Origin of the sequence: Aciduricibacillus chroicocephali (genome assembly GCF_030762805.1) — a bacterium.
GTDB lineage: Bacteria > Bacillota > Bacilli > Bacillales > Amphibacillaceae > Aciduricibacillus > Aciduricibacillus chroicocephali.
Window position 1 is genome coordinate 1,845,691 of sequence record NZ_CP129113.1, and the last position, 23,542, is coordinate 1,869,232.

Genomic DNA, 23,542 nt, shown 5'->3' on the forward strand with positions numbered 1-23,542 from the left:
TATCGGTTTTTTATAGGAGAAAGAGCGGATTGACTGCTATCCTTTTGGCGGCTAGAGCTGTAGCCAGCGCATAGTCTGGTGTCGCAGCTACTTCTCTGAATTCACTCGTTGTATGAATATGTTGTGCATGCGGAAGCTCTCTTGCAAGCATTTTGCGTAAGCGCTGTCCCGACTTATCTTCATCAACCATAATGTAAACGTCGCGATGATCAAGGTTGTATTCATCGAGCAATTCATCCAGCTTCGATACCCCGAGCGTGCCATTCGTACAGATCACCTCAATCTCTTCCAGGATGATCTTCTCGATTTGCCGTTTATCAGACAAACCTTCAACAATAATGACTTTGCTCAGGTCTATATGCATCTTACAGCACCTCCAGCAATAACTTCACCTTATATATATTAATGATAGCATGCCAATTATGTGTTTGCCCAATGTAATGAAAAGGTTCAAAGCACAAAAAAACCGGCAAGCAGCTCATAAGCCGCTTGCCGGTTTGCATGAATTGATTAACCTTCGATGAAAGCTTTGTACTGCTCAGCAGTCATAAGCTTGTCAAGTTCTGAATCATCAGAAAGTTCAACAACAAGCATCCATGCATTTTCGTATGGAGATTCGTTAACTGCTTCTGGAGTGTCATCAAGATCTTCATTCACTTCAACAACAGTTCCGCTTACTGGTGAATACAATTCAGAAACTGTCTTTACAGACTCAACGCTTCCGAAAGAGTCACCTACAGCTACTTCGTCATCTTCTTCAGGAAGTTCAACGAATACGATGTCACCAAGTTCAGACTGTGCGAAGTCAGTGATACCGATGCGAACTTTATCTCCTTCTTTTTTAACCCATTCGTGTTCTTCAGAATATAGAAGTTCTTCAGGCAAGTTGCTCATCATAATCCCTCCGTAATAGCAAGTATCATTGCAAAGTTTGTCTTCTAGCCGAGGCTAACAACTATTATTCTACTATGCTTGCTTATTTTTGCAACCATTTTTCGATAAATTCATTTTCTTTGAAACCTACTGTCACTTCATTGCCGTTATAAACGAGTGGACGCTTAATGAGCATGCCATCTTCCGACAACACTTGCGCCTTCTGATTTCTGTCCATTTCCGGGAGCTTCTCTTTCATGTTCAACTCGCGATATTTCATGCCGCTTGTATTGAAAAATTTCTTCTCTTCCAGACCACTCTGTTCCATCATTTCAAGCAATTCTTCTTTTGAAGGAGGCTCTTTGACAATGTCAATCGCTTCATATGTAACATCGTTCTCTTCCAACCATTTTTTAGCATTTCTGCATGTGCTGCATTTAGGATACCAGTAAAACTTTACTGCCATTCCATCTACCTCCACATCTTTTTTATATATTGTAACATGAAGATACATATGAGGCGACAAATGAAAGAGCGGCCAAACTTGGCCGCTCCTTCTATCTATTTTTTCATAATTCCCTTCAAGACAAACAGCACGTTTGCTGGTCGCTCTGCCAGACGGCGCATGTTATATCCATACCAGTCCTGGCCATATGGAATATAGACTCTGACTCGATATCCTTCATCAGCAAGCTGTTTCTGAAAATCATTGCGAATCCCGTAAAGCATTTGGAATTCAAACTGTTTGCGGTCCAGATTATGCTCTTTTTCCAGCTTCTTCACATAGCGAATCATCGAGTCATCATGAGTTGCGATTGCTGTATAATTGCCATATAGCAGGTTTAGTTTAATTAAATGACGGTAGTTCTCATCAACATCTTCTTTATCAGCGAAAGCGACTTCATCCGATTCTTTGTAAGCTCCTTTTACGAGGCGTAAATAAGGATTATATTCATTTAAAATTTGCAGGTCCCCAAGAGTCCGGTATAGATAAGCTTGCAGCACTGTTCCGACATTGTCATACTCTTTTCTCAATGTCTTAAAAATCTCAAGTGTTTTCTCACATCTGCTCTCATCTTCCATATCAATTGTGATTGTTACATCGTGCTTTTTACCTGCGTCTAGTATACGCCTCATATTGGCAAAGACAACGTCATCTGAAATATCAAGTCCCAATGAAGTCATCTTGACCGACAGTTCAGAATCAAGTCCGTTTTTGGCAATTGTTTCAATGGCATGTACCGACTCATCGGTTGCTGCTTTCGCTTCTTTTTCACAATTTACAAATTCACCTAAAAAATCTACAGTTGCACAAAGTCCTTCATCATTCAAACGGGCTATTTTTTTTGAAGCTTCTTCAATTGTCGTACCTGCTACAAATCGGCTGGCACCAAATTTCAGCCCATGCTCTTTCGCCATTTTTGTCATCGTTTTGTTTTTGGAAAGAAACAGAAAAAGATTCCGCATAACCGTTTCCATCGTATGCATCTCCTTTGTCTTCCTTACTATATTATACTCGGAAAGACTCATTACGCTTTAATCTTAACATGAAAGTCTCGAAGTTTCCCGACAATATAAGTGTCTTAAAATATAGTCTTTTTCGAGGCAAAAATTCCCTCTCAAAATAATCGTAACCATTCTTATTTACAAATCGTAAAGGTTCCGATATAATTCGATTAGAACATTTTTCGGATTAGAAATTTCAGGAGGAAACTTAGATGAAGAAGGTATTATACATGATTGCTGCACTCATGCTGCCAATTATAATTACGGCCGGATGCTCTGGCAGTAAAGAAAATAATAAGAAGAGTTCTGATCAGATGGATATTTATACTTCCATTTATCCTTTGGAGTACTTAGCTAAACAAATCGGTGGTGACCATGTCTCTGTCCATTCGGTCTATCCACCTGGCACAGATGCTCATACATTTGAACCGACATCCAAAACGGTTACAGACATTGCAAAATCAGATGGCTTCATATATATGGGAGCAGGAATGGAAGGCTTTGCTGAAACAACAGCAGATGCTTTGAAGAATCAAGATGTCCATATGCTTGAAATAGGAAAGAAAGCATCCTTGTTTAAAAAGGCTTCTGCTGAGGAAGAAAATGAGCACGAACATAAGGAACATGATGGACATGATCATGGCGACAAAGATCCGCATATCTGGCTTGATCCACTTAAAATGATAGAAATAGGTGAAATGGTTGAAAACAATTTCGCAAAGTGGGATCCATCTCATAAAAAAGAATATGCAGCAAACATGAACAAATTGCAAAAAGAACTTACTTCTCTTAACGCGGACTTCTCTGCGGAATTAAAAAATAGCAATCAGCAGCACATTCTTGTTTCACATGCTGCCTACAGTTACTGGGAACGTTACGGAATTGAGCAGATTTCAATACGTGGCCTTTCCTCCAGTGATGAACCTTCTCAAAAAGAGCTTGCAAAGATTACCCGTCTTGCTAAAGAAGAGAAACTTCATTATGTCATTTACGAAAAATATAAAAAAGACAAGCTTGGACAACTTATACAGAAGCAGATCGGTGCCAAGGCACTGAACATTCACAACCTTGAAGTATTGACCCAAAATGACATGGACAATCATGAAGACTATATGAGTCTGATGAGAGACAATTTGTCCGTTTTGAAAAAAGCGACTCAATAATAAGGAGGCCAACCTATGGAAACGCAGCCCATTCTCAGCATGAGAAATGTCAGCACCTCCTATGATGGAAAAATAGCTTTGGAACATATTAACCTCGATATTCTTCCCGGTTCCTTCATTGGACTCGTCGGCCCGAATGGTGGGGGAAAGACAACACTTGTAAAAATCATCTTGAACTTGCTGAAGCCAGACAGCGGTGAGGTCTTGCTGTTTGGCAAGCCAATCCGCCAGTTTCATGAATGGAATCGGATTGGCTATGTATCGCAAAAATCAAACGCTTTTAACCGTGGATTTCCTGCTACAGTAGAAGAAGTTGTCGCAATGGGGCTTGCTGCTAAAGTCGGCTACTTCCGTTTTCTCGGCAGAAAGCATAAGAAAAAAATTTCCGAAGCACTGGAGCAGGTTCATATGCTCGAATTTGCCAAGAGAAACATAGGCGATCTCTCCGGCGGCCAGCAGCAACGCGTATTCATCGCCCGTGCTCTTGTCGCTGACCCGGAATTCTTGATACTGGATGAACCTACTGTTGGGGTCGACAGCTCTAATGTCCAGCATTTTTATAAACTGCTTCATGAATTGAACAAAAAAGGCATTACATTGCTTATGATTACTCATGACACTGGGACGATGACTCAGTATGCAACAGATATCATCTGTTTAAATAAAAAGCTCCATTTCCATGGCGGCAAAGATCAGTATGATTCGCTAAATGATGAAGCATTATCGGCAATGTACGGCCACCCTGTTCATGGTATGACACATAATCATTAGAAGAAGGAGGCGACTTGTATGATTGCCGATTTGCTCGCATTTGATTTTCTCCGCAATACATTTATTACAGGTCTTCTGATCGGCATTGTCGCTCCGCTCCTTGGCACATTCATTGTCGTTCGAAGACTTTCACTCATTGCTGACGCACTATCTCATGTAACTTTGGCAGGGATTGCATTCGGACTGCTACTGGAGAAAAACTTTACAAATGTATGGCTAAGCCCTTTTTACGGCGGCATTGGTTTTTCCGTAATCGGCTCTGTTCTCATTGAGAAATTGCGTAATGTTTATAAGGCTTACCAGGAAATCGGCATTCCGATTATCCTTTCCGGAGGCGTTGGTCTGAGTGTCATTTTCATTTCTCTAGCCAATGGCTTCAACACTGACTTGTTCAATTATCTATTTGGCTCCGTTTCAGCGGTCAGTCATTCTGACTTGCTGACGATTACCGGAATTACCATTTTCATCTTGATTGTCATTGCAATCTTTTATAAAGAATTGACAGCACTCTCTTTTGATGAAGAACATGCAACTGTATCCGGTATTCATTCAAAAAGGATCCACTTAATCTTTATTATATTGACTGCTCTTGTAATCGGTACTTCCATCCGGATTGTCGGTGTGCTTCTCGTTTCGGCTTTGATGACATTGCCTGTCGCAAGCGCAATGCGGCTTGCAAAAGGCTTTAAACAAATGATGCTGCTATCTGTAATATTCGGTGAGCTTGCAGTCATTCTAGGCCTTATCTCCGGATACTATTTCAGCATTCCTCCCGGCGGAACGATCGTAATCATATCTATCGCGATTCTGCTTTGCTCAATTATCGGTAAGAAATTCACCATGCGCACGGCGAGAAAGAAGGTCGTATCATGAATTTTGAAAAGGCGATAAACAGATTAAAAGAAAATGGCTACAAAATGACTGATAAACGTAAAGATATGCTTAACTTCTTCCTATCTGCAGGCGGTTATCGTACAGCAAAGGAACTGAATGAGTATATGGAAGAGCGATATGAAGGAATCAGCTTTGACACGGTCTATCGCAATCTGAATACATTTGCTGAACTCGATATTCTCGAAATGACTGAGTTAGATGGTGAAAAGCATTTCCAAATATCTTGTTCTGACAGCCACCATCATCATTTCATATGCAGAAAATGTGGTAGGACAAAGGAAATCAATATTTGTCCAATGGACCGTATTTGCAGTAATTTGCTCAATGGTTATGAAATTGAGTCACATAAATTTGAAGTCTATGGCATTTGCCCAGAATGCCGTTGTGCATAACAAACAGGGGCCCTTCCTTTTGGAGGGGCCCCTGTTCTTATGGACTTAGCCAAATAATTCGTCAAGTACACGATGTTCGTCCTGATCAAGCATATTTTTCTGAAGCACACCGTCAACTGGTTTATTCATGAGGTCTGTTACAGTCTGGGCTGCATCCGGTTCTCCCATGACAAAGATTTTCTCCCAGTTACCGCTCTTTGCATGCATATCGAGCTTGGGTGCAATAGATTTGAACCAGCGGTAACGGTTGGCATCTGCCCGGCTATTAAAATTATCCACTTGGAGATTATGCGCACCTGGCTGCATATCGCCTTTCGCCTGCTGCGGCCCTAGCTTCTGCTTCCAATCTTCTGTATCAAGATCCAATTCATAATGAACGGTACCTTCCACTTCATTCATATTGGATTCAATGATTTTCACCTGTCCTGATTGAACGAGGATGATGCCCGCTCTTGGATAGTCCTGTTTCAATTCAATTAGCTGATCAAGAACTGGTGTCTCCTGCCAATAGAAGTCCGAGCGCAGACGCACTTGTACTTTTGCAGTGAACCAGACCCTGTCATCCGCAGTTGCGAAAATGATTAAGCCTTTCTTTAAATCCAATTCATTATTATTAATATAGTTCGTCACTTTTTCTTTCACACGTTGAAATTCTTTCATTTCCTGTTCATCATTTGATTCCTGTATATACTTCTCAAAGTTTCGCAGACCGTTCTTCAGCGTAATTCTCCACTTTCCACCTTGCTGATCCGGATCCGCGGGGTCTGTATTCAAATACATGGTAAGAATTTTCCCCTTGCTTCCATCGCCATGAATCTGTTCAAGTTCTTGAAGCTGTTTTGCCAAATCCATTCGCTGAACACACTCCTTTAACTTTGAAATGTGCTTATCTGTTCCTCTTTACAACTACTCTCAAACTGTTTGGTTTAGCTTAAAGAACAAAAAAGGCCGATTTAGCAGTAAATTGCCAAATCGGTCTTTTGATCTGTTAAAGCCGAGTAACCTTTACTCGTTTAATCTGATAGCCATCTATCTCTTCAACAATGAATGCATAACCATCTGCTTCAACAGTCGTACCTTGCTCTGCATCCAAATGATTAGCTAGAATCCAGCCACCTACAGTATCTATATCTACATCTTCTTCACCTAATAGATCGATATGATACTTTTCATTTAATTCTGTCAAAAGTAAACGTCCAGATACAATCATCGTATTGCTGTCGATCTCCTCGATCAGCTCTTCCTCATTCGCATCAAATTCATCACGAATGTCACCGACTATCTCTTCAAGAATATCCTCTACTGTGACAAGGCCCGCTGTACCGCCGTATTCATCCATGACAATTGCCATATGGATGCGTTCCTTTTGCATCTTCAACAGAACCTGCTTGATTGGTGTCGCTTCCGAAACATGGATGATCGGACGGATGAACTGCTCAAGCGAAATCGGTTCCTCTGCAAAATGACCAGTAAAGATCTCTTTCAGATTGACAAGTCCAACAATATGGTCCTTATCTTCTTCAGCTACAGGATAGCGTGTGAACTGTCCCTCACGAATCATCTCAATGTTCTCTTCATAACTATCTTCCTTATACAAACAGAACATCTCTGTACGCGGCACCATGATCTCTTTTGCAAGCCGCTCATCAAAATCGAAAATATTGTTTACATACATCATTTCCGACTGGTTGATTTCACCGCTTTTATAGCTTTCCGATAAAATCAGGCGAAGCTCTTCCTCTGTCATCGCTACTTCAGACTCTTTAACCGAATGGAAACCAAAAATGCGGACGAGCTGGTTTGCAGAGCCATTCAAGAGCCAAATGAACGGGTACATGATCTTAGTGAAGAACAATAGAGGTTTTGCCAAATTGAGCACGATTGTTTCTGCTTTTTGTATTGCCATTGTTTTAGGTGCAAGTTCCCCGACCACAACATGAAGAAATGTAATGGCGAAGAAAGCAATCAGGAATGAAAGCAGAGATGTAAGCGAACTGCTCAACTCAAGTTCCGTGAACACTGGTTTTAATAAAGCCTGGATAGTAGGCTCCCCGAGCCAACCGAGTCCGAGAGATGTGATTGTGATACCAAGCTGACATGCTGATAATGAGTTATCAAGATTATCAATCAGCTTCTTGGCATCAAGCGCCTTCTTGTCCCCCTCCTCGACAAGATGCTCAATCTGTGTTGATCTAACTTTGACTACAGCGAATTCGGTTGCTACAAAGAATGCAGTAAGCATGATCAATATAGCAACCATTAATAAATTGACTATGTCCAACGATTCCTCCCTCACACACTACATGCTCGGGAGCCCACCTCCATATATGTTCAGAATGTATTTTCTCTATTGTATAGGAAAACAGTATGATATTCCATTCATTTTATTCAAGTTGGACAAAAGCCCCACCGTTTTTTTCCAAAAACAAGTGGGGAAATTGAACACTGAAACACACTTAGCCAAGAAGTTTTTCTGCCTGGTTCAACTGTGCTTTCACTTGATCATGTCCAGTGCCGCCTTCACTGGTACGGGCACGAACTACCTGCTCAGGATCCAATTTTTTATAAATATCTTCTTCAAACAAATCACTGAATTCCTGATATTCATCAAATTTCAGATCAAGAAGGAATTTATTGTTCTGGATTGCATAAAGAACGATCTTGCCAATCACTTCATGTGCTTCTCGGAATGGAAGGCCTTTATTGGCTAAATAATCAGCAATATCGGTAGCGTTTGAATAGTCATTTGCGACTGCTTTATACATATTCTCCTTGCGAACCTGCATTGTAGCAAGCATTGGCGCAAGCAGACGAAGCGCTCCATCCAATGTCTTAACCGTATCAAAGACGCCTTCCTTATCTTCTTGCATGTCTTTATTATAGGCAAGCGGAAGACCTTTTAAAACAGTCAGCAAGCCCATAAGATTACCATAGACACGTCCAGTCTTGCCTCTTAGCAATTCCGGCACATCTGGGTTTTTCTTTTGTGGCATGATGCTTGAACCTGTGCAGAAGGCGTCATCAAGCTCGATAAACTGAAATTCCTGGCTCGACCAGTTAACAAGTTCTTCTGATAGACGCGAAATATGAGTCATCAGGATAGAGGAAGTTGATAGGAATTCCAGTGCGAAATCACGGTCACTTACTGCATCCATGCTGTTTGGATATACTCTTTCAAAACCGAGTGCTTCGGCTGTCTGCTGGCGATTAATCGGGAATGTTGTTCCGGCAAGTGCACCTGCTCCAAGCGGTGACCAGTTGACACGCTTAAGGCTGTCACGGAAACGTTCTTTGTCACGTTCGAACATCCAGAAGTAGGCAAGGAGATGATGCGCGAAAAGGACAGGCTGTGCACGTTGCAAATGTGTGTATCCAGGCATAATAGTCTCAAGATTGTCTTTCGCCTGTTCTACGATTGATCTCTGAACGGCATCAAGCAACTCGATCATGACTTCAGTCTGTTTTTTTACATATAGATGGAAGTCAGTAGCGACTTGGTCATTTCGACTTCTTCCAGTATGAAGCTTGCCGCCAACTGCACCCACTTCATCGAGAAGAAGCTTTTCATTATTCATGTGAATATCTTCATTTTCAACAGAGTATTCTACTTCTCCTGCTTCCACTTTCGCTTCTACCTTTTTCAAACCTGCTACAATCGTTTCCTTCTCATCCTGGCCGATGATTCCACAATCAGCAAGCATTGTAACGTGAGCTATGCTGCCTGCGATATCCTCATGTACTAGGTTTTTATCAAAAGAGATTGAAGCTGTATATTCTTCAACTAGTTTGTCTGTCTGTTTTGTAAATCTGCCGCCCCATAATTTGGACATTTGACATTCCCTCCAGTTTTATAACCGATTTATGTAAAAGGAAAGCCATCAAATCCGGATTGCGGACGTCATGCCCGCCGTCCGTGAATTTGATGGCTTTTTTAATGTTCAGGATCAGTTGCCGACTTCCAATTGCTTAGCTTTTTTTTCGTTCTTCGCGTGGATTTCTGTCGGAAGGCCCCATAGTTTGATGAAACCTACAGCAGCATGGTGGTCGAACATATCACCTTTTTCATAAGTGGCAAGTTCTTCATTGTACATGCTCTGTGGTGCCTGGCGTTGGATAACCATATGTGTTCCTTTGAACAACTTGATACGTACTTTACCAGTAACGACTTCCTGTGTTTCATTGATGAAAGCATCAAGAGCCTGACGAAGTGGTGAATACCAGAGACCATTGTAAACAAGCTCTGCATATTCCTGTTCAATTTTATACTTGAACTTGCCAACTTCACGAGTTTGTGTAATGAATTCAAGCTCTTTGTGAGCATTAATAAGGATTAGTGCTCCCGGATTCTCGTATACTTCTCTTGATTTGATACCGACAAGACGGTTCTCGATATGATCGATTCTTCCGATACCGTGCTTACCGCCAATTTCATTCAAGTATTCAATAATATCAACACGGTTCATCTCTTCACCGTTGATTGCAGTTGGAATACCTTTTACGAAGTCAATTTCAATATACTCTGCTTCATCCGGAGTCTTTTCAATCGGATTCGTCCATGCAAATGCTTCCTCAGGCGCTGCATTCCAAGGGTTCTCAAGAACGCCCGCTTCACAAGCTCTCCCCCAGATGTTTGCATCGATAGAGAACGGATTGTCAAGATCGATCGGAATCGGGATACCTTTTTCTTCTGCGTAGGCAATCTCCTCATCGCGTGTCATGCCCCATTCACGTACTGGTGCAACAACTTCTAGGTCCGGGTTAAGCGCTTTGATTGAAACTTCGAAACGTACTTGGTCGTTTCCTTTACCAGTACAGCCGTGTGCAACGGCAACCGCGCCTTCTTCTTCAGCTACCTGGACAAGCAATCTTGAAATGAGCGGACGGCTAAGACCAGAAGATAGCGGATATTTGCCTTCATAAAGTGCGTTCGCCTTCAATGCAGGCATCAAATATTCATCTGCAAGCAACTGCTTACCATCAATGACAACTGCCTTGATTGCTCCAACATCTAATGCTTTCTGACGTACTGCTTCAAGATCCTTGTTCTCACCCATATCAATTGCTAGTGCGATAACATCGTAATCATATTTCTCTTGAAGCCACTTTATGGAAACAGAAGTATCAAGACCTCCGGAATAAGCCAAAACAATTTTACCTTTCGCCATTAAGAATTCCTCCTCCAGTTAACCAAGAAAACTCGGTTCCGTTTAATGCGTTGGTATCATTATACATAATTCAGTATAAATATACAACCTCTTTTTTTGAAAAAAACTGAATAACTTTTTTATTCAAAAAAGCCGATAAATCCGGGCTTTTTGCCTGCATCGCATCATATGCTCCATCCCAATTAGAAGTGAATCGTCCGTCAGTGTTATACAAAAGCAGGCCTTCCATTCAACAAGACATGAAAAGCCCGCTCGCTTCTATTGTATTCTTCTGACATGCCCACTAAAATGATCCTTCCAGTAGCCGCTATTCATATCCGCGACATCCAACCCTGAATCTTGAGCACCGAGGAAACGTCCATCACCAAGGTAAATGCCGACATGGCCATTTGTTTTGTACGTGTTAAAGAAAACCATATCTCCCGCTTGAGCACCGCTATAAGGAATCTTTTTCCCAACATATTGTAAGCCCGCAGTGCTTGAAGGCAAGTCATAGCCAGCTTGACGATAAGCCCAGGCTACAAACCCAGAGCAATCAAACCCGCCTGGCTTTTTCCCACCCCAAACATACGGTGTCCCAATCTGTGTATAGCCTGCTTCGATTGCTTTGGCCATAGCTCCTGCCTGGGCTGGTTCGGAATTCCAAGATGAACTAGCTTTAGCCGGTTGATTGCTTTCTTCTTTTTTGACATCTTTCTTATTTAAACTACCTTCATTCTCTTCATGTCTGGTCACTGTTGTTGAAGAAGCAGATGATGTGTTTGGGTTTTGAGCTTTTTCTTCATTTTGTTGCTTTTGTATTTCACGTTTGGCAGCAAGCTTCTCTTCTGCCAAACGTTTCGCTTCTTCAGCCGCCTTACGTTCTGCCTCTTCTTGAGCTTTTCGCTTCTCTTCTTCTTTCTTCTCTTTAATACGCTCGCCAACCTGTTTTTGCAAAGTAACGAGCTCTTCATCTTTTATTTTCAAAGCAGTTTGTTTCTCTTTAAGTTCTAAACGTTTCTTTTCCAACGCCTTCTTATTCTTTGCAAGCTGTTTATTCTGATCGGCGATTGTTTTACGAACCCCTTCAAGTTCAGCCTGCTCTTCCTTCTGACTGGCAAGCTCCTGTTCAACAGTCTTTTGCTTAGCGCTCAGTTCATCCTGAGCCGCTTCCAATTCTTTCATTAAGTCATAATCAGAATTTGAAATTGTTGAAACTGCCTTAGCCCGGCTCGCAAATTGGCTGAAACTCTGAGCTTCGGCAAGTACTTCAAGATAGCCAATGTCGCCACCACTTTTCTGGTAAGCAGCAAGTCTCTCTTTCAAAATGGAATAACGTTGCGTGATTTGCTGTTCCAGTCCATCTATTTCGCTACCTAGCTTGTCCACTTTCTTCTCGGAATTAGAAATGCTCTTCTTTGTCCGGGTCAACTGTTTCTCATTAAGTTTCAAAGCTTTAGCTGTTCGGTCCAATTTATCTTGCTTCTTATCCAATTCTTCAAGTAAGGAGACAATCTCTTTTTCTGATTTTGACAAGTCGGCAGTAACTTCAGCCCTATCTTTCTGTATTTGTTGTTGATCCGCTGTTAGTTCCTGTACGGACTCTGCCGAAACCGGACTGCACAAAGAGAAAATAAGCAAAGCCGCTGCTGACATTGTCGCCATTCTTTTATGCAATGTTCATCGCTTCCCCTTTAATTTGTTAATACAGGTCTTAAGAACCTTAATGTTTTTTCCATTAGTAATCTCTCTGTACTATAATAACAAATTAATAAGAAGAAAGGGCTGATTGAACAATAATATATTCATATATTTCCCATATGAGGTTGGCAAACCCTAAATTCACCAGCTCGACTTTTTGACTCCTGGAATTTGCCCTTTATGTGCATATTCTCTAAAAGCTATGCGTGACATGTTAAATTTCCTCATATAACTCCGAGGTCTGCCAGTAAGCGGGCAACGATTATTCAACCGAGTTGGAGATGAGTCACGAGGAAGCTTGCGGATTGCTTCATAATCTCCTTTAACCTTCAATTCATTTCTAATCTCTCTGTACTTTTCAACGAGTTGTTCCCTCTTCAGCTGTTTTGCGATTTTTGATTTTTTCGCCATTCAATATTCCTCCTCAAATTCAAACTTGTTGTACTTCCCATTCGAACGGATCACTAAGCTCCGTCCAGTCAACCATGTATTCAGATTCTGTCAGCAGACAGCAATCAAGTTCATTGATGATTTCTTCTTTATTCAAATCTGTTCCTATGAAAACAAGTTGTGTCATTCTATCTCCGTAATCAGGATCCCATTCAGAAGCAATTTCAGGGTTTTGCTGCAATAGCTGCGCTTGTCGATCTCCTGGCAAAGCTGCTACCCAGTATGCCATTGGTTCCAAATTCACAGAAAGTCCTGCCTGTGAAAGAAGCAAAGCTACATCATTCCTTGTTGCACACCATGCAATCCCTTTCGAGCGGACAATATTATCAGGCATGTTCTGAAGCCAGTGATACAAGCGCTCTGTATGAAATGGATTTCTTTTTTTATATACAAATGAGGAGATGCCATATTCATCTGTTTCCGGAACATGATTTTCAGGACCAATCTGCAATTCTTTCAACCATCCCGCTGAATTGCTCGCTTTCTCCAGATTAAACAAACCCGTTCCTAGTATATTTACAGGATCCAATTTGCCTTCTGTTGTCGTGATGACCTTTGCTTCAGGCTGAAGTTTATTGAGTACGCTCTTTAATCTTTTCAACTGTTTCTCACTGATCAAATCTATTTTATTAACGACGAGTACATCGCAAAATTCAATCTGATCCAAGAGAAGATCTGAGATTTCACGCTCATCAAGTTCTCCGACCGCCTGTTTTCTGTCCAGCAGACTTTCACCAGATTTCAAATCTAGCCAAAATCGATTGGCATCAACTACTGTCACCATCGTGTCAAGTTCACAAATTTCTTTAAGATCAATTCCAGTAAGTTCGTCTGCATAGGAGAATGTTTGAGCTACGGGTACAGGTTCTGATATGCCCGACGATTCAATTATTATGTAATCATAAACACCTTGTTCAGCGAGTCTTTGTACTTCAATAAGAAGATCTTCTCGCAATGTGCAACAAATGCAGCCATTGGATAGCTCCACAAGTTTCTCTTCCGTTCTTGAAAGTGCTGTATTGTTCTTAACAAGTTGCGCATCGATATTCAATTCGCTCATGTCATTGACTATGACTGCTACACGCAACCCTTGTCTATTGTTCAAAACATGATTCAGAATTGTTGTTTTTCCAGAACCGAGATAACCGCTCAATACTGTAACAGGAATTTTCCTCTTCACCATATCATCTCTCCACCTTCCTAATACGAAACCATTACGATTTAATCACCAAAAAGAAAACCGTATTCATTCGTGTATAAAACGTAATGATTACGATTAAATGGAATTATACAAGTAAACAAATATTAAAGCAAGATTTTTTTCACAATTTGATAATTGCCTAAACTAAAAACCGCCAAGCAATCTTTTACTTGGCGGTTATCTTCCTAATATTTAATTACTTTCACTCAAAACTAGGAAATATTATATTCTAAGCTTTAGGCAAATAACTATTTCCTATCGTTTCACCTATAGCTCCTGAAGCTCTTTCTGACTTCGGATCAAATGGTAAATGTGGAAAAACAAGTTCTGCGAAGCGATAAGCTTCTTCCAAGTGTGGATAACCAGAGAAAATGAACGTTTCTACACCGATATCACAATACTCCTTAATTCGCTCGGCTACCGTTATTGGATCTCCAACTAACGCTGTTCCTGCTCCACCTCTCACAAGTCCCACACCAGCCCAGAGGTTCGGACTGATTTCCAAGTCACCGTCTTTTCCTTTATGCAAATCCGCCATTCGTTTTTGACCATGGGAGTCGTAGCGACCAAGAGCCTCTTGTGCTTTTTGAATCACTTCATCGTCCAGATGGGAGATTAACTTTTCAGCTTCCTGCCATGCCTCGTCATTTGTTTCTCTTACAATTACATGGAGACGGATACCAAATTTGATTTTCCTGCCATTTCGCTCCGCTTGCTCTCTCACTTGAGTTATTTTTTCCCTAACATCCTCGATTGGTTCTCCCCAGGTGAGATACACATCAGCATGTTCAGCTGCGACTTGCTGTCCCGCTGGAGAAGAACCTCCAAAGTAGATTGGTGGGTGCGGAGACTGTACTGGCGGATACAAAAGCTCTCCTTGTTCGGTTCGCAAGTGATCTCCCAAGTAATCAACTTTTTCGCCCGATAGCAATTGCCTCCATATTGTTAGAAACTCATCGGTCGCTTTATATCTTTCTTCATGTGAAAGGAATATACCATCCCCGGCTAGTTCAACGGGGTCTCCCCCTGCTACGACATTAATGAGCAGGCGCCCGTTGGATAGTCGATCCAGTGTAGAAGCCATGCGAGCGGCAACACCTGGAAGCATAAGCCCTGGTCTGACGGCCACTAGATATTTTAATCTACTTGTTTCAGCAGATAGAGCGGAAGCCGTAATCCACGGGTCTTCGCAAGACTTACCAGTTGGAAGCAGAACCCCATCGTAGCCTAGTCTCTCTGCAGCCTGCGCTACTTGTTTGAAGTACGTGTGATCCGCTTCTCTTCCACCAGTTACTGTTCCTAAATATCGACCGTCACCATGCGTAGGAATAAACCAAAGTACATCCATTTCACAACTTCCTCTCCAATTTTTTATCCTTCAAAGCTATTACGCCATTTCAATAGTCTTCTCTCCAGTAAACGAACAAGTGAATCTGTCAGTTTGCCGACTACAGCAAAGATAATAATTCCGACAAACACTTTATCTGTTTGTGAGAACTGTCTAGCATCCATAATCAAATAACCGATACCAGCACTGGAACCCATCAGCTCAGCCACTACAAGACTGAGCCACGCAATACCAAGTGACAGGCGAACGCCGAGAAGAATATTGCTTAAAGCTGACGGCAGAACAAGTTTAGTTATTTGCTGTTTGCGACTGAATTCGAGTACACGTGCAACATCAAATAGCCTTGAGTCTGCACTGCGAATACCGAGATACGTGTTAATATAAATTGGAAAGAAAGATCCAAAAGAGATTAATAGAACTTTTGACAATTCATCGAATCCGAACCAGAGTATAAACAATGGAGTTACAGCCAGGTTGGGAATGGTTCTTAGCATTTGCAGCGAAGGGTCCAGGTAAGATTCTGTTTTTCGCGAAAAGCCAACTAGAATGCCAAACAGGAGCCCGAGGCTTCCGCCTAACAAAAATCCAAGTACGGCCCGCAAAACGCTTATCCGCAAATTAGCCAGTAAATCACCTGAAACTGTCAATTCCCAGAATGAACTCAGAATCGCCGATGGGACCGGAAGAACAGTTGGTGATATTAATCCCAGACTGCCAATGACTTGCCATACTGCAACGATCACCGCTGGCAGGAGAAAACCTTTTGTCCAAGCAGGCACATTCCACTTCTTTTTAGCCGCTTTTAAAGTTCCCGCTGAAGATGATGCTGGCAAATACGCTTCAGCTCCCATCTATTTCTCCTCCTTTTGAATTTTTTTAATGAATTGATTATCGACTACTTCACTTACATCGATTTTCTTTCCAATTGCTTTCAATTCAAGCTGCAAATCTGCCGTCTCTTGCTGTGCTTTTATAATTCTGTCAGTGATCGGCTCATTCAGCGGTTTCGTATTATCCAGGACGTTTTTAATAACTTTTTTGTCCAGTCCCTTCATTTTCGCGTAAATATCAATTGCTTCTTCTTCATTTTCCAATTGATAACGGACAGCTTCGTCATATACTCGAAGGAACTTCTCAACATATTGCGGATGATCCTTTATAAAGCCATCTCGAGCCAATGTAAACGAAGGAGAGAAGCTACCCAGTGTTTCTCCGTTTGCCAGAATAACCGCATCGTTCTCAATTGACTCAAGGGAAAGGAATGGTTCCCAAATTGACCAGGCGTCCACTTTTCCACTTTCAAACGCTGGCAAGGCCTCATCAGGCTGAAGTTGGATGATTTCTACGTCGTCCGGTGAAATCTTGGCATGTTTTAATGCACTGTATAAAAATCCAAATCCACTGCTTCCTTTAGCCACTGCGACTTTCTTTCCTTTTAAATCTTCCAGCTTCTTGATTTCACTATTTTTGTTAACTAGGATGCCGTTACCTTTCACTCCGTCACCGGATAAAGCAATCTCTTTGAATTTCACATTTGCAGCCTGACCGGCTACGACTGGTGTATTACCAACTTGGGAGAAATCGAGCTTATTGGCAGCAAGCCCTTCGAATTGAGGAGGACCACTTTGAAATTCTGTCCATTTAATTTTGATTCCATCTTCTTTAAACGCATCCTCAAACAGCCGCTTTTCTTTTGCAATCCACAATGGACTTAAGCTTTGCTGGATGCCGATGTTAATTTCTTTCGGCTTCTCTGTCGCTTTTGCCGAGCATCCTGTCAAAATACCAATCAGAACTATAACTAAAAGAAACGAAAGCTTTTTCATCTTCTCATCCTCCTCAAATCCCTTCGCCATTTGCAAACATAGGCGACTCTGTTTTTTCGAACTCTCCCAGAACAGTCTGTCTCAAATATTGAAACGATGAATCTGTACGGCTTCTTGGAAAGGGCAGGTCAATCGGTATAATCTTTTGAATCTGTCCTGGATTTGCACGGAGCACTGCAAGCTCTGTCCCCAGATAGACCGACTCATCAATATCATGTGTAACGAGGATCATAGTAATCTTTTTCTTCTGCCAAATATCAAGAAGTACATCTTGCAAGTGCTTCCTCGTAAAAGCATCCAAAGCCCCGAATGGTTCATCCAGCAGTAGAACTTGAGGGTTTCTCAATAAAGCTCTTGCTATGGCTACTCGTTGTGACATACCTCCTGAGAGCTCAGAAGGATAAGCCTTTTCATAGCCTGATAGTCTGACAATCTCAATTAGTTCTTCAACCTCTAATTTCACTTTAGGATCTTTCAAGTTGAGATTCGCCGCAATATTTTGTTCCACATTCATCCAAGGGAATAAGCGATGCTCCTGAAAAATAAACCCCTGATCAATCCCAGGTTGGCGAATCGTCTTTCCACCAATGACCACAACGCCCTTATAATCAGTATCAATACCTGCGATGATCTTGAGCAAGGTACTTTTTCCACAGCCACTTGGCCCAATCATCGTTAAGAAACTTCCTTTCTTCAATTCAAAACGGATATCTTTCAAGACCGTATTCGGTTTCATGTCCTTTAAGAAAGACTTCTCTGTCACTTGAATTTGTACACTCATCTCCAGATCCTCGCTTTCCCCTTAAAATGAATTGCTTAATTATTTAAATAGTTAGGAACTTATTGCAGTATGAGCATCTTTTAATCCATCCCCGAGTTTCTCCAAACCGTTATGCAAACGGAAAGCCGCCCCTTCTTCAATAAAATACTCATTCGACTCCAGCCGCTTTACCTGCTCATCATGGATGAAAATGCTGTCAAGAATGCGATTGGCTCCCAATATAGAGAGAACTGGCTTGAGTGAGTACTCAATTGAAAGTAAATGACCTAGAGATCCACCAATTGCTATTGGAAGGACTGTCTTATTCTGCAGTCCTTTCTGCGGTACCAGATCCAGATATGTTTTCAAAATTCCAGAAAAAGATGCTTTGTATACTGGTGTCAAAACAACAACCGCCTCTGCTTCGTTTAAAAGTCTGTTCGCTTCCTGTATAGCAGGGCTGTTGAACTTGGTATGGATTAAATCTTCAGCCGGAATATGTGGAACATTAATGGACTGAACATCAATACCGCGACCTTTGAGATACTCGAGAGCCTTTTCGTAAATTCCCTGCAACCTTGATGGGTTTCTGCTGCCACCATAAATCAATACAGCCTTTGTCATGAAATCCAACCTCTCTGTGTTTAATTTTAATTCCAACTAATTTGATGTGTTTAATTATATATATTATTTTTTCGAAGTCAATAAGGTTTTTAACCATAAAAATTAATATTCGAAGCCTATTAATGAAGGGATTCATTTAAATTTCTGAAAAATATAATTAAACAAATAAAATTACTTTACTTTTGATAATAATATTTGATATATTGCCAAAATTTATTATCAGATTTAATGATTTTAGAGAACTTACAAATAAAAAAAGAAAGAGCGCAGAATCAACTGCGCTCTTTCTATATCTAGACAACTTTTCTTGTTACAATTCTTTTCTTTCTCTTTTTAGATGGATCGAAACGTCGCTCAAGAAGTGCCATAATCAAATCTGCGGCTACAGCCATGAATGCTGTCGGGATTGCTCCGGCAAGAATAATTGCTGTTCCGTCCGTCATGTTTGTACCTCGAAGGATAATATCACCAAGTCCTCCCGCACCGATAAACGTGCCAATTGTCGCAACACCAATCGTAATAACGAGTGCAGTGCGAAGACCAGCCATGATTACGGACATGGACAGTGGCAATTCAACCATACGCAACACTTGGAAACGAGTCATGCCCATCGCTTTCCCGGATTCAAGCAATTTAGAATCGACACTGCGAATACCTGTGTACGTGTTTTTCAGGATTGGCAAGATTGAATAAAGGAAAAGCGCAACGACGACTGTATTCGTCCCAAGCCCCATGACCAGCATGAGAATAGCCAACATGGCAAGTGCAGGAATTGTTTGAATGATATTCGCCAGGGACATGACCCAGCCGGATAGCTGTCTATAGCGGGCAATCAGGATTCCAAGCGGAATGGCGACGATTGCGGCAAATAACACACCATACGCTGACATGAGAAAATGTCGGAAAAATTGCTCCCATACATAACCTCCATTATCGCTGTAATATGAAAGGATTTCCCTGATTGTATCCATCTGTCTCACCTCCGTTTATTTGAAGTAATTGTTTTTCACAAGAAATTCTTTTGCGATTCTTGATGGCTCTCTTTTCTTGCCATCCGCTTCGTAATTCAATTGTTGCATTGTATTGGTATCTATTTTACCGGCAAGCCGCTCCAACAATGGCGCCAATTCCGGATGTTTCTTAAGTACCTCGTTTCTGGCAACTGGTGATCCATCATAAGGTGGGAAGAATCGTTTGTCATCCTTTAACAAAGCAAGATTATATGCTGGAATACGGCCGTCTGTAGAATAAGCCAAAACAACATCCATCTTGTGATTTTTCAAAGCCTGATAAACGAGACCGATCTGCATAGGGTATTTGTTATCAAAGTCAAAACCATAATGTTTAACAAACCCTTTATACCCATCACCTTTACGCTGCAGCCATGAAGTATCGACACCGAGTTTCAAACCATCTTTGTACTTTTCCAAATCTGAAACTGTTTTTATTCCTCTTTTCTTTGCTTCACCTTTTCGCATGGCAAAAGCGTACGTATTTGAGAAGCCATAAGAGTTGAACCATTTAAGATTAAAACGCTCTTTATAACCTTTTTGGACAGTTTTCAAAGCTTCGTCAGGATCCTTCACTGCTTTCATTCCAAGCGGTCCGGTTAGTGAAGTGCCTGTATAAAGAACTGAAGCGATATCAATATCCTTATTAACAAGTGCCTTATGCTGCACAATGGATGAACCAAGATTATTTACCATATCTACATGAATGTCTGTTTCATGTTCAATGAGCTGACGAATGATTTCACCCATAATTTGTGACTCAGAAATCGATTGTGTACCTATTTTCACTGTATCTCCGGCAGCTCCGCCCAGTCCAGGCAGTGCACAGCCGCTCGTCAGAAGCACTATGCCTGCAAGCATGAGCGCCATTCCTGTCTTCTTAATGCGCATGTGTACCACCCTTTCTATGCCTCGTTGATTTCGCGAATTGCTTTTGGTGTTACGCCGATTTCAATACGCCCGAGCAACAAGTCAATTAGCAGAGCAATGATTGTAACCGGTATGGCACCTACAAGAATCAGTTCCGGCTGGTAATTATCTAGACCACTGAATATATAGTCACCAAGACCACCGGCACCAATAAATGAAGCAAGTGTTGCCCAACCAATTAAATAAACAATCGATAGCCGAATTCCTGCCATGATGACCGGAACTGCAAGCGGCAGTTCGACATGCCAAACTCTTTCCATCACAGTCATGCCCATTCCCTTACCTGCTTCAAGCAAGTTTGGATCTACGCCGCGTACACCTGTATAAGTGTTGCGCAATATTGGCAGGACGGAGTAGAAAAATAGCGCTACAATTGCTGGAATTTTACCCACACCTAAAAGCGGTATGAAGAATGCTAAAATCGCAAAACTCGGGAATGTTTGAATGACACTCAGAATTCCCATGATAAACCCAGCTCCTCTTTTAAAACGGGTAAGAGCAATACCTAGAGGAACTGCGACAATGATTCCAAGAATGCCTGCGATGAGAGAGATGTATAGATGCTCCCATACTTTGACTAGGAATGTACCCCAGTTGTTTTGAAAAAACAAAATAATATCATGCATGCATTGTCTCCTCCTTCCTATTGAGCGGTATCCTCTTCACCCCAGATCGAGTCGTAAACGATATCCACGAGGCTCGCACGTGTCACGATGCCGACAAGCTTATTCGCCTCATCAACGACAGGAACGTATTTAACTCCCCGCTTCAAGATTTTTCTTACGGTATCTCTTACAAGGGTGTGCTGTTCCACTTGCATGAATGCTGTTTCAATAATATCTCCGATAAGAAGATTCTTCTTGCGATTTCGGTCAATGCTCTCAATATCAACATAACCGAGCAATATGTTCTCATCATTAATAACAAGCAGTGAGTCGACTCGGCGTGCTTTCATATGCTGAATCGCTTCTTGCAATGTATTTTCCGGTTTGATTGTGACCGGTGTTCGGCTCATGATCTGAGCTACTGTCTCAATATCAGGTCGAGCTTGTACAAGTCTGTCTTTTCCAATGAAGTCCTCAACAAACTCATCTGCAGGATTGCGAAGAATTGCATCCGGTGTATCACATTGAACAATCTGCCCGTCACGCATAATGACAATACGATCAGCAAGCTTAATTGCTTCATCCATATCATGTGTAACGAAGACAATAGTCTTGTCCAACTGACGCTGCAACTTTTTGAATTCATCCTGCAACGCATCGCGCGTAATCGGATCAAGTGCACCAAACGGCTCGTCCATGAGAATGAGCGGCTGATCCGCTGCAAGCGCACGAAGAACACCAATCCGCTGCTGCTGCCCTCCAGAAAGCTCATGAGGATAGCGGTCAAGATAATCCGGTGTCATGTCGACAAGCTTCAAAAGTTCACGAGCACGTTCTTTGCGTTTCGCATCAGGCCATTTAAGCAACTTTAATACAAGGGAAATATTCTCTTGGATTGTCATATGCGGAAGCAGACCAATCTGCTGGATGACATAGCCGATGTTCCTGCGAAGTTCAACAGGATCCTGCTTCATAATATCTTTTCCATTTATAAGAATCCGTCCTTCAGACGGTTCAATAAGCCGATTGATCATTTTCATTGTCGTCGTTTTTCCGCAACCACTCGGTCCGATGAAACAAATAAATTCACCTTTATCAAATTTAAACGATACATCATTGACAGCGCGTTTTCCGCCTTTATATATTTTGGAAACATGTTCAAACTCAAGCATGGCAAAACCCCCTTAATTCTGTTCATTCTTCTCTTTAATATGTCCGAATCAACGACAAAAACCCGGCAAAACGCCGGGTTGGCTCAAAAAAAGCGTAGATACGACCAACCGGATATATATTTCTATACCCAGTTAGCAAGCAAGCGAAACAATTCTTTAAGAACTTTTGGTAACTAAATGTTTAAAAATCACCTGAATGTGTAAAACAAATAGATGTACAAATGACTCGGCATCAAATGTCCTCTGACGTTTTACTCTTTGTCAGCGACAACAGTGTACGAGTTCAAATCTATATAGAAAGGTAAAATCATATGGATATTTTCTTGGCCGTTTTACCGGCTCTTTTCTGGGGAAGTATCGTGCTGTTCAATGTTAAGCTCGGCGGCGGGCCTTATAGCCAGGTGCTTGGGACTACATTCGGCGCGCTTATTTTCTCTGTTGGCATTTATATATTTGTCCGACCTGAACTGAGTCCTGTTATTTTTGCAGTTGGAATCGTGTCAGGTTTGTTCTGGGCGTTGGGTCAGATCAATCAGTTGAAAAGCATTGACTTGATGGGTGTTTCCTTAACAATGCCCATCTCTACCGGAATGCAACTCGTATCGACTGCATTATTCGGCGTCATTGTTTTTAATGAATGGTCTACTAGAACTTCAATCATACTCGGAGTTCTCGCGCTGGTTCTTATTATAGCTGGTGCTGTTCTTACATCACTGCCAGACCGGAGCGGACAGAGTGCTGAATCAGCTAATCTGAAAAAAGGGATTCCGATTTTGCTCCTTTCAACGCTCGGATATTTGGTTTATGTCGTCGTTGCCCGTCTTTTCCATGTAGATGGTTGGGCTGCACTATTCCCACAAGCAATCGGTATGGTGCTCGGCGGGATCATTTTGACTTTTAAACATAAACCATTTAACAAATATGCAATCCGAAACATCATTCCGGGTTTGATTTGGGCAGCTGGTAATATGTTTTTGTTTATTTCCCAACCGCGTGTTGGTGTGGCGACAAGCTTCTCACTGTCACAAATGGGCATTATTGTTTCAACTTTGGGTGGAATCTTTATCTTGGGAGAGAAAAAGACAAAACGCCAATTCGTCTGGATTATTATTGGAATCATTTTAATCGTTGTTGCCGGCTTCATGCTCGGTAATGCAAAAGCATAAAAGGAG

Annotated in this window: 25 protein-coding genes; 5 read left to right on the forward strand and 20 right to left on the reverse strand. The window is 41.6% G+C overall.

Going from position 1 to position 23,542, the window contains the following annotated elements:
* Nucleotides 1-10: 10 nt before the first annotated feature.
* The 4 genes from QR721_RS09685 to QR721_RS09700 form a co-directional block, all read right to left on the reverse strand.
* Nucleotides 11-364: a toprim domain-containing protein gene (locus QR721_RS09685; protein ID WP_348026386.1), complete on the reverse strand. Its 354-nt coding sequence runs from the start codon at nucleotides 362-364 to the stop codon at nucleotides 11-13.
* Nucleotides 365-510: 146 nt separating this feature from the next.
* Entirely contained in the window at nucleotides 511-894 is a 384-nt protein-coding gene (gcvH, locus tag QR721_RS09690) for a glycine cleavage system protein GcvH (protein WP_348026388.1), read from the reverse strand.
* A gap of 82 nt (nucleotides 895-976) precedes the next feature.
* Nucleotides 977-1,339, reverse strand: coding sequence for an arsenate reductase family protein (locus tag QR721_RS09695; RefSeq protein WP_348026390.1), 363 nt, complete (start codon nucleotides 1,337-1,339; stop codon nucleotides 977-979).
* A 95-nt stretch (nucleotides 1,340-1,434) separates the two neighbouring features.
* Nucleotides 1,435-2,352, reverse strand: coding sequence for a proline dehydrogenase family protein (locus tag QR721_RS09700; RefSeq protein WP_348026392.1), 918 nt, complete (start codon nucleotides 2,350-2,352; stop codon nucleotides 1,435-1,437).
* Nucleotides 2,353-2,591: 239 nt separating this feature from the next.
* Here QR721_RS09700 and QR721_RS09705 point away from each other — a divergent pair, with 239 nt between their 5' ends.
* Genes QR721_RS09705 through QR721_RS09720 form a run of 4 tightly spaced genes read left to right on the forward strand, consistent with a single transcriptional unit; the run spans nucleotide 2,592 to nucleotide 5,599 of the window.
* Nucleotides 2,592-3,542 carry a metal ABC transporter solute-binding protein, Zn/Mn family gene (locus QR721_RS09705; RefSeq protein WP_348026394.1) on the forward strand — a complete coding sequence of 317 codons (951 nt, stop codon included), beginning with the start codon at nucleotides 2,592-2,594 and terminating at the stop codon, nucleotides 3,540-3,542.
* Between the two features lie 15 nt (nucleotides 3,543-3,557).
* Nucleotides 3,558-4,313 carry a metal ABC transporter ATP-binding protein gene (locus QR721_RS09710; protein WP_348026396.1) on the forward strand — a complete coding sequence of 252 codons (756 nt, stop codon included), beginning with the start codon at nucleotides 3,558-3,560 and terminating at the stop codon, nucleotides 4,311-4,313.
* A gap of 18 nt (nucleotides 4,314-4,331) precedes the next feature.
* Entirely contained in the window at nucleotides 4,332-5,186 is an 855-nt protein-coding gene (locus QR721_RS09715) for a metal ABC transporter permease (protein WP_348026398.1), read from the forward strand.
* The gene (locus QR721_RS09720) at nucleotides 5,183-5,599 is read left to right on the forward strand and encodes a Fur family transcriptional regulator (protein WP_348026400.1); all 417 of its coding nucleotides are present in this window, start codon (nucleotides 5,183-5,185) and stop codon (nucleotides 5,597-5,599) included. Before QR721_RS09715 ends, QR721_RS09720 begins: the two co-directional genes overlap by 4 nt.
* A 45-nt stretch (nucleotides 5,600-5,644) precedes the next feature.
* Here QR721_RS09720 and QR721_RS09725 read toward each other — a convergent pair whose 3' ends face one another.
* The 16 genes from QR721_RS09725 to QR721_RS09800 all read right to left on the reverse strand — a co-directional run bounded on the left by QR721_RS09725 (nucleotide 5,645) and on the right by QR721_RS09800 (nucleotide 22,370).
* The gene (locus QR721_RS09725; protein WP_348026402.1) at nucleotides 5,645-6,451 is read right to left on the reverse strand and encodes a VLRF1 family aeRF1-type release factor; all 807 of its coding nucleotides are present in this window, start codon (nucleotides 6,449-6,451) and stop codon (nucleotides 5,645-5,647) included.
* A gap of 136 nt (nucleotides 6,452-6,587) precedes the next feature.
* Complete coding sequence (locus QR721_RS09730; RefSeq protein WP_348026404.1) at nucleotides 6,588-7,880, reverse strand: hemolysin family protein; 1,293 nt, start codon at nucleotides 7,878-7,880, stop codon at nucleotides 6,588-6,590.
* Nucleotides 7,881-8,055: 175 nt separating this feature from the next.
* Nucleotides 8,056-9,429 (reverse strand): argininosuccinate lyase, encoded by a 1,374-nt coding sequence (argH, locus tag QR721_RS09735; RefSeq protein ID WP_348026406.1) that lies wholly within the window; start codon nucleotides 9,427-9,429, stop codon nucleotides 8,056-8,058.
* A gap of 114 nt (nucleotides 9,430-9,543) precedes the next feature.
* Nucleotides 9,544-10,764 carry an argininosuccinate synthase gene (locus tag QR721_RS09740; protein WP_348026408.1) on the reverse strand — a complete coding sequence of 407 codons (1,221 nt, stop codon included), beginning with the start codon at nucleotides 10,762-10,764 and terminating at the stop codon, nucleotides 9,544-9,546.
* 258 nt (nucleotides 10,765-11,022) lie between these two features.
* Entirely contained in the window at nucleotides 11,023-12,420 is a 1,398-nt protein-coding gene (locus QR721_RS09745) for a C40 family peptidase (protein ID WP_348026410.1), read from the reverse strand.
* Between the two features lie 165 nt (nucleotides 12,421-12,585).
* Nucleotides 12,586-12,855: a 30S ribosomal protein S14 gene (gene rpsN / locus QR721_RS09750; protein WP_348026412.1), complete on the reverse strand. Its 270-nt coding sequence runs from the start codon at nucleotides 12,853-12,855 to the stop codon at nucleotides 12,586-12,588.
* A gap of 19 nt (nucleotides 12,856-12,874) precedes the next feature.
* Nucleotides 12,875-14,077 carry a GTP-binding protein gene (locus QR721_RS09755; protein WP_348026414.1) on the reverse strand — a complete coding sequence of 401 codons (1,203 nt, stop codon included), beginning with the start codon at nucleotides 14,075-14,077 and terminating at the stop codon, nucleotides 12,875-12,877.
* Nucleotides 14,078-14,324: 247 nt separating this feature from the next.
* Nucleotides 14,325-15,443 carry an FMNH2-dependent alkanesulfonate monooxygenase gene (gene ssuD / locus QR721_RS09760; RefSeq protein ID WP_348026415.1) on the reverse strand — a complete coding sequence of 373 codons (1,119 nt, stop codon included), beginning with the start codon at nucleotides 15,441-15,443 and terminating at the stop codon, nucleotides 14,325-14,327.
* Nucleotides 15,444-15,466: 23 nt separating this feature from the next.
* Entirely contained in the window at nucleotides 15,467-16,294 is an 828-nt protein-coding gene (locus tag QR721_RS09765; RefSeq protein ID WP_348026417.1) for an ABC transporter permease, read from the reverse strand.
* Nucleotides 16,295-17,269, reverse strand: coding sequence for an aliphatic sulfonate ABC transporter substrate-binding protein (locus QR721_RS09770; protein ID WP_348026419.1), 975 nt, complete (start codon nucleotides 17,267-17,269; stop codon nucleotides 16,295-16,297).
* Nucleotides 17,270-17,282: 13 nt separating this feature from the next.
* Nucleotides 17,283-18,050 carry an ABC transporter ATP-binding protein gene (locus tag QR721_RS09775; RefSeq protein WP_348026421.1) on the reverse strand — a complete coding sequence of 256 codons (768 nt, stop codon included), beginning with the start codon at nucleotides 18,048-18,050 and terminating at the stop codon, nucleotides 17,283-17,285.
* Nucleotides 18,051-18,101: 51 nt separating this feature from the next.
* Nucleotides 18,102-18,653, reverse strand: coding sequence for an NADPH-dependent FMN reductase (gene ssuE / locus QR721_RS09780; protein ID WP_348026423.1), 552 nt, complete (start codon nucleotides 18,651-18,653; stop codon nucleotides 18,102-18,104).
* 293 nt (nucleotides 18,654-18,946) lie between these two features.
* Nucleotides 18,947-19,624 carry an ABC transporter permease gene (locus QR721_RS09785; protein ID WP_348026425.1) on the reverse strand — a complete coding sequence of 226 codons (678 nt, stop codon included), beginning with the start codon at nucleotides 19,622-19,624 and terminating at the stop codon, nucleotides 18,947-18,949.
* A gap of 15 nt (nucleotides 19,625-19,639) precedes the next feature.
* Entirely contained in the window at nucleotides 19,640-20,554 is a 915-nt protein-coding gene (locus QR721_RS09790; RefSeq protein ID WP_348026427.1) for an osmoprotectant ABC transporter substrate-binding protein, read from the reverse strand.
* A gap of 14 nt (nucleotides 20,555-20,568) precedes the next feature.
* Nucleotides 20,569-21,219: an ABC transporter permease gene (locus QR721_RS09795; RefSeq protein ID WP_348026429.1), complete on the reverse strand. Its 651-nt coding sequence runs from the start codon at nucleotides 21,217-21,219 to the stop codon at nucleotides 20,569-20,571.
* Between the two features lie 17 nt (nucleotides 21,220-21,236).
* On the reverse strand, nucleotides 21,237-22,370 hold the full coding sequence (locus QR721_RS09800) for a betaine/proline/choline family ABC transporter ATP-binding protein (protein ID WP_348026433.1): 1,134 nt from the start codon (nucleotides 22,368-22,370) through the stop codon (nucleotides 21,237-21,239).
* 311 nt (nucleotides 22,371-22,681) lie between these two features.
* Here QR721_RS09800 and QR721_RS09805 point away from each other — a divergent pair, with 311 nt between their 5' ends.
* Entirely contained in the window at nucleotides 22,682-23,536 is an 855-nt protein-coding gene (locus QR721_RS09805; RefSeq protein ID WP_348026440.1) for a RhaT/GlcU family sugar-proton symporter, read from the forward strand.
* Nucleotides 23,537-23,542 lie beyond the last annotated feature (6 nt).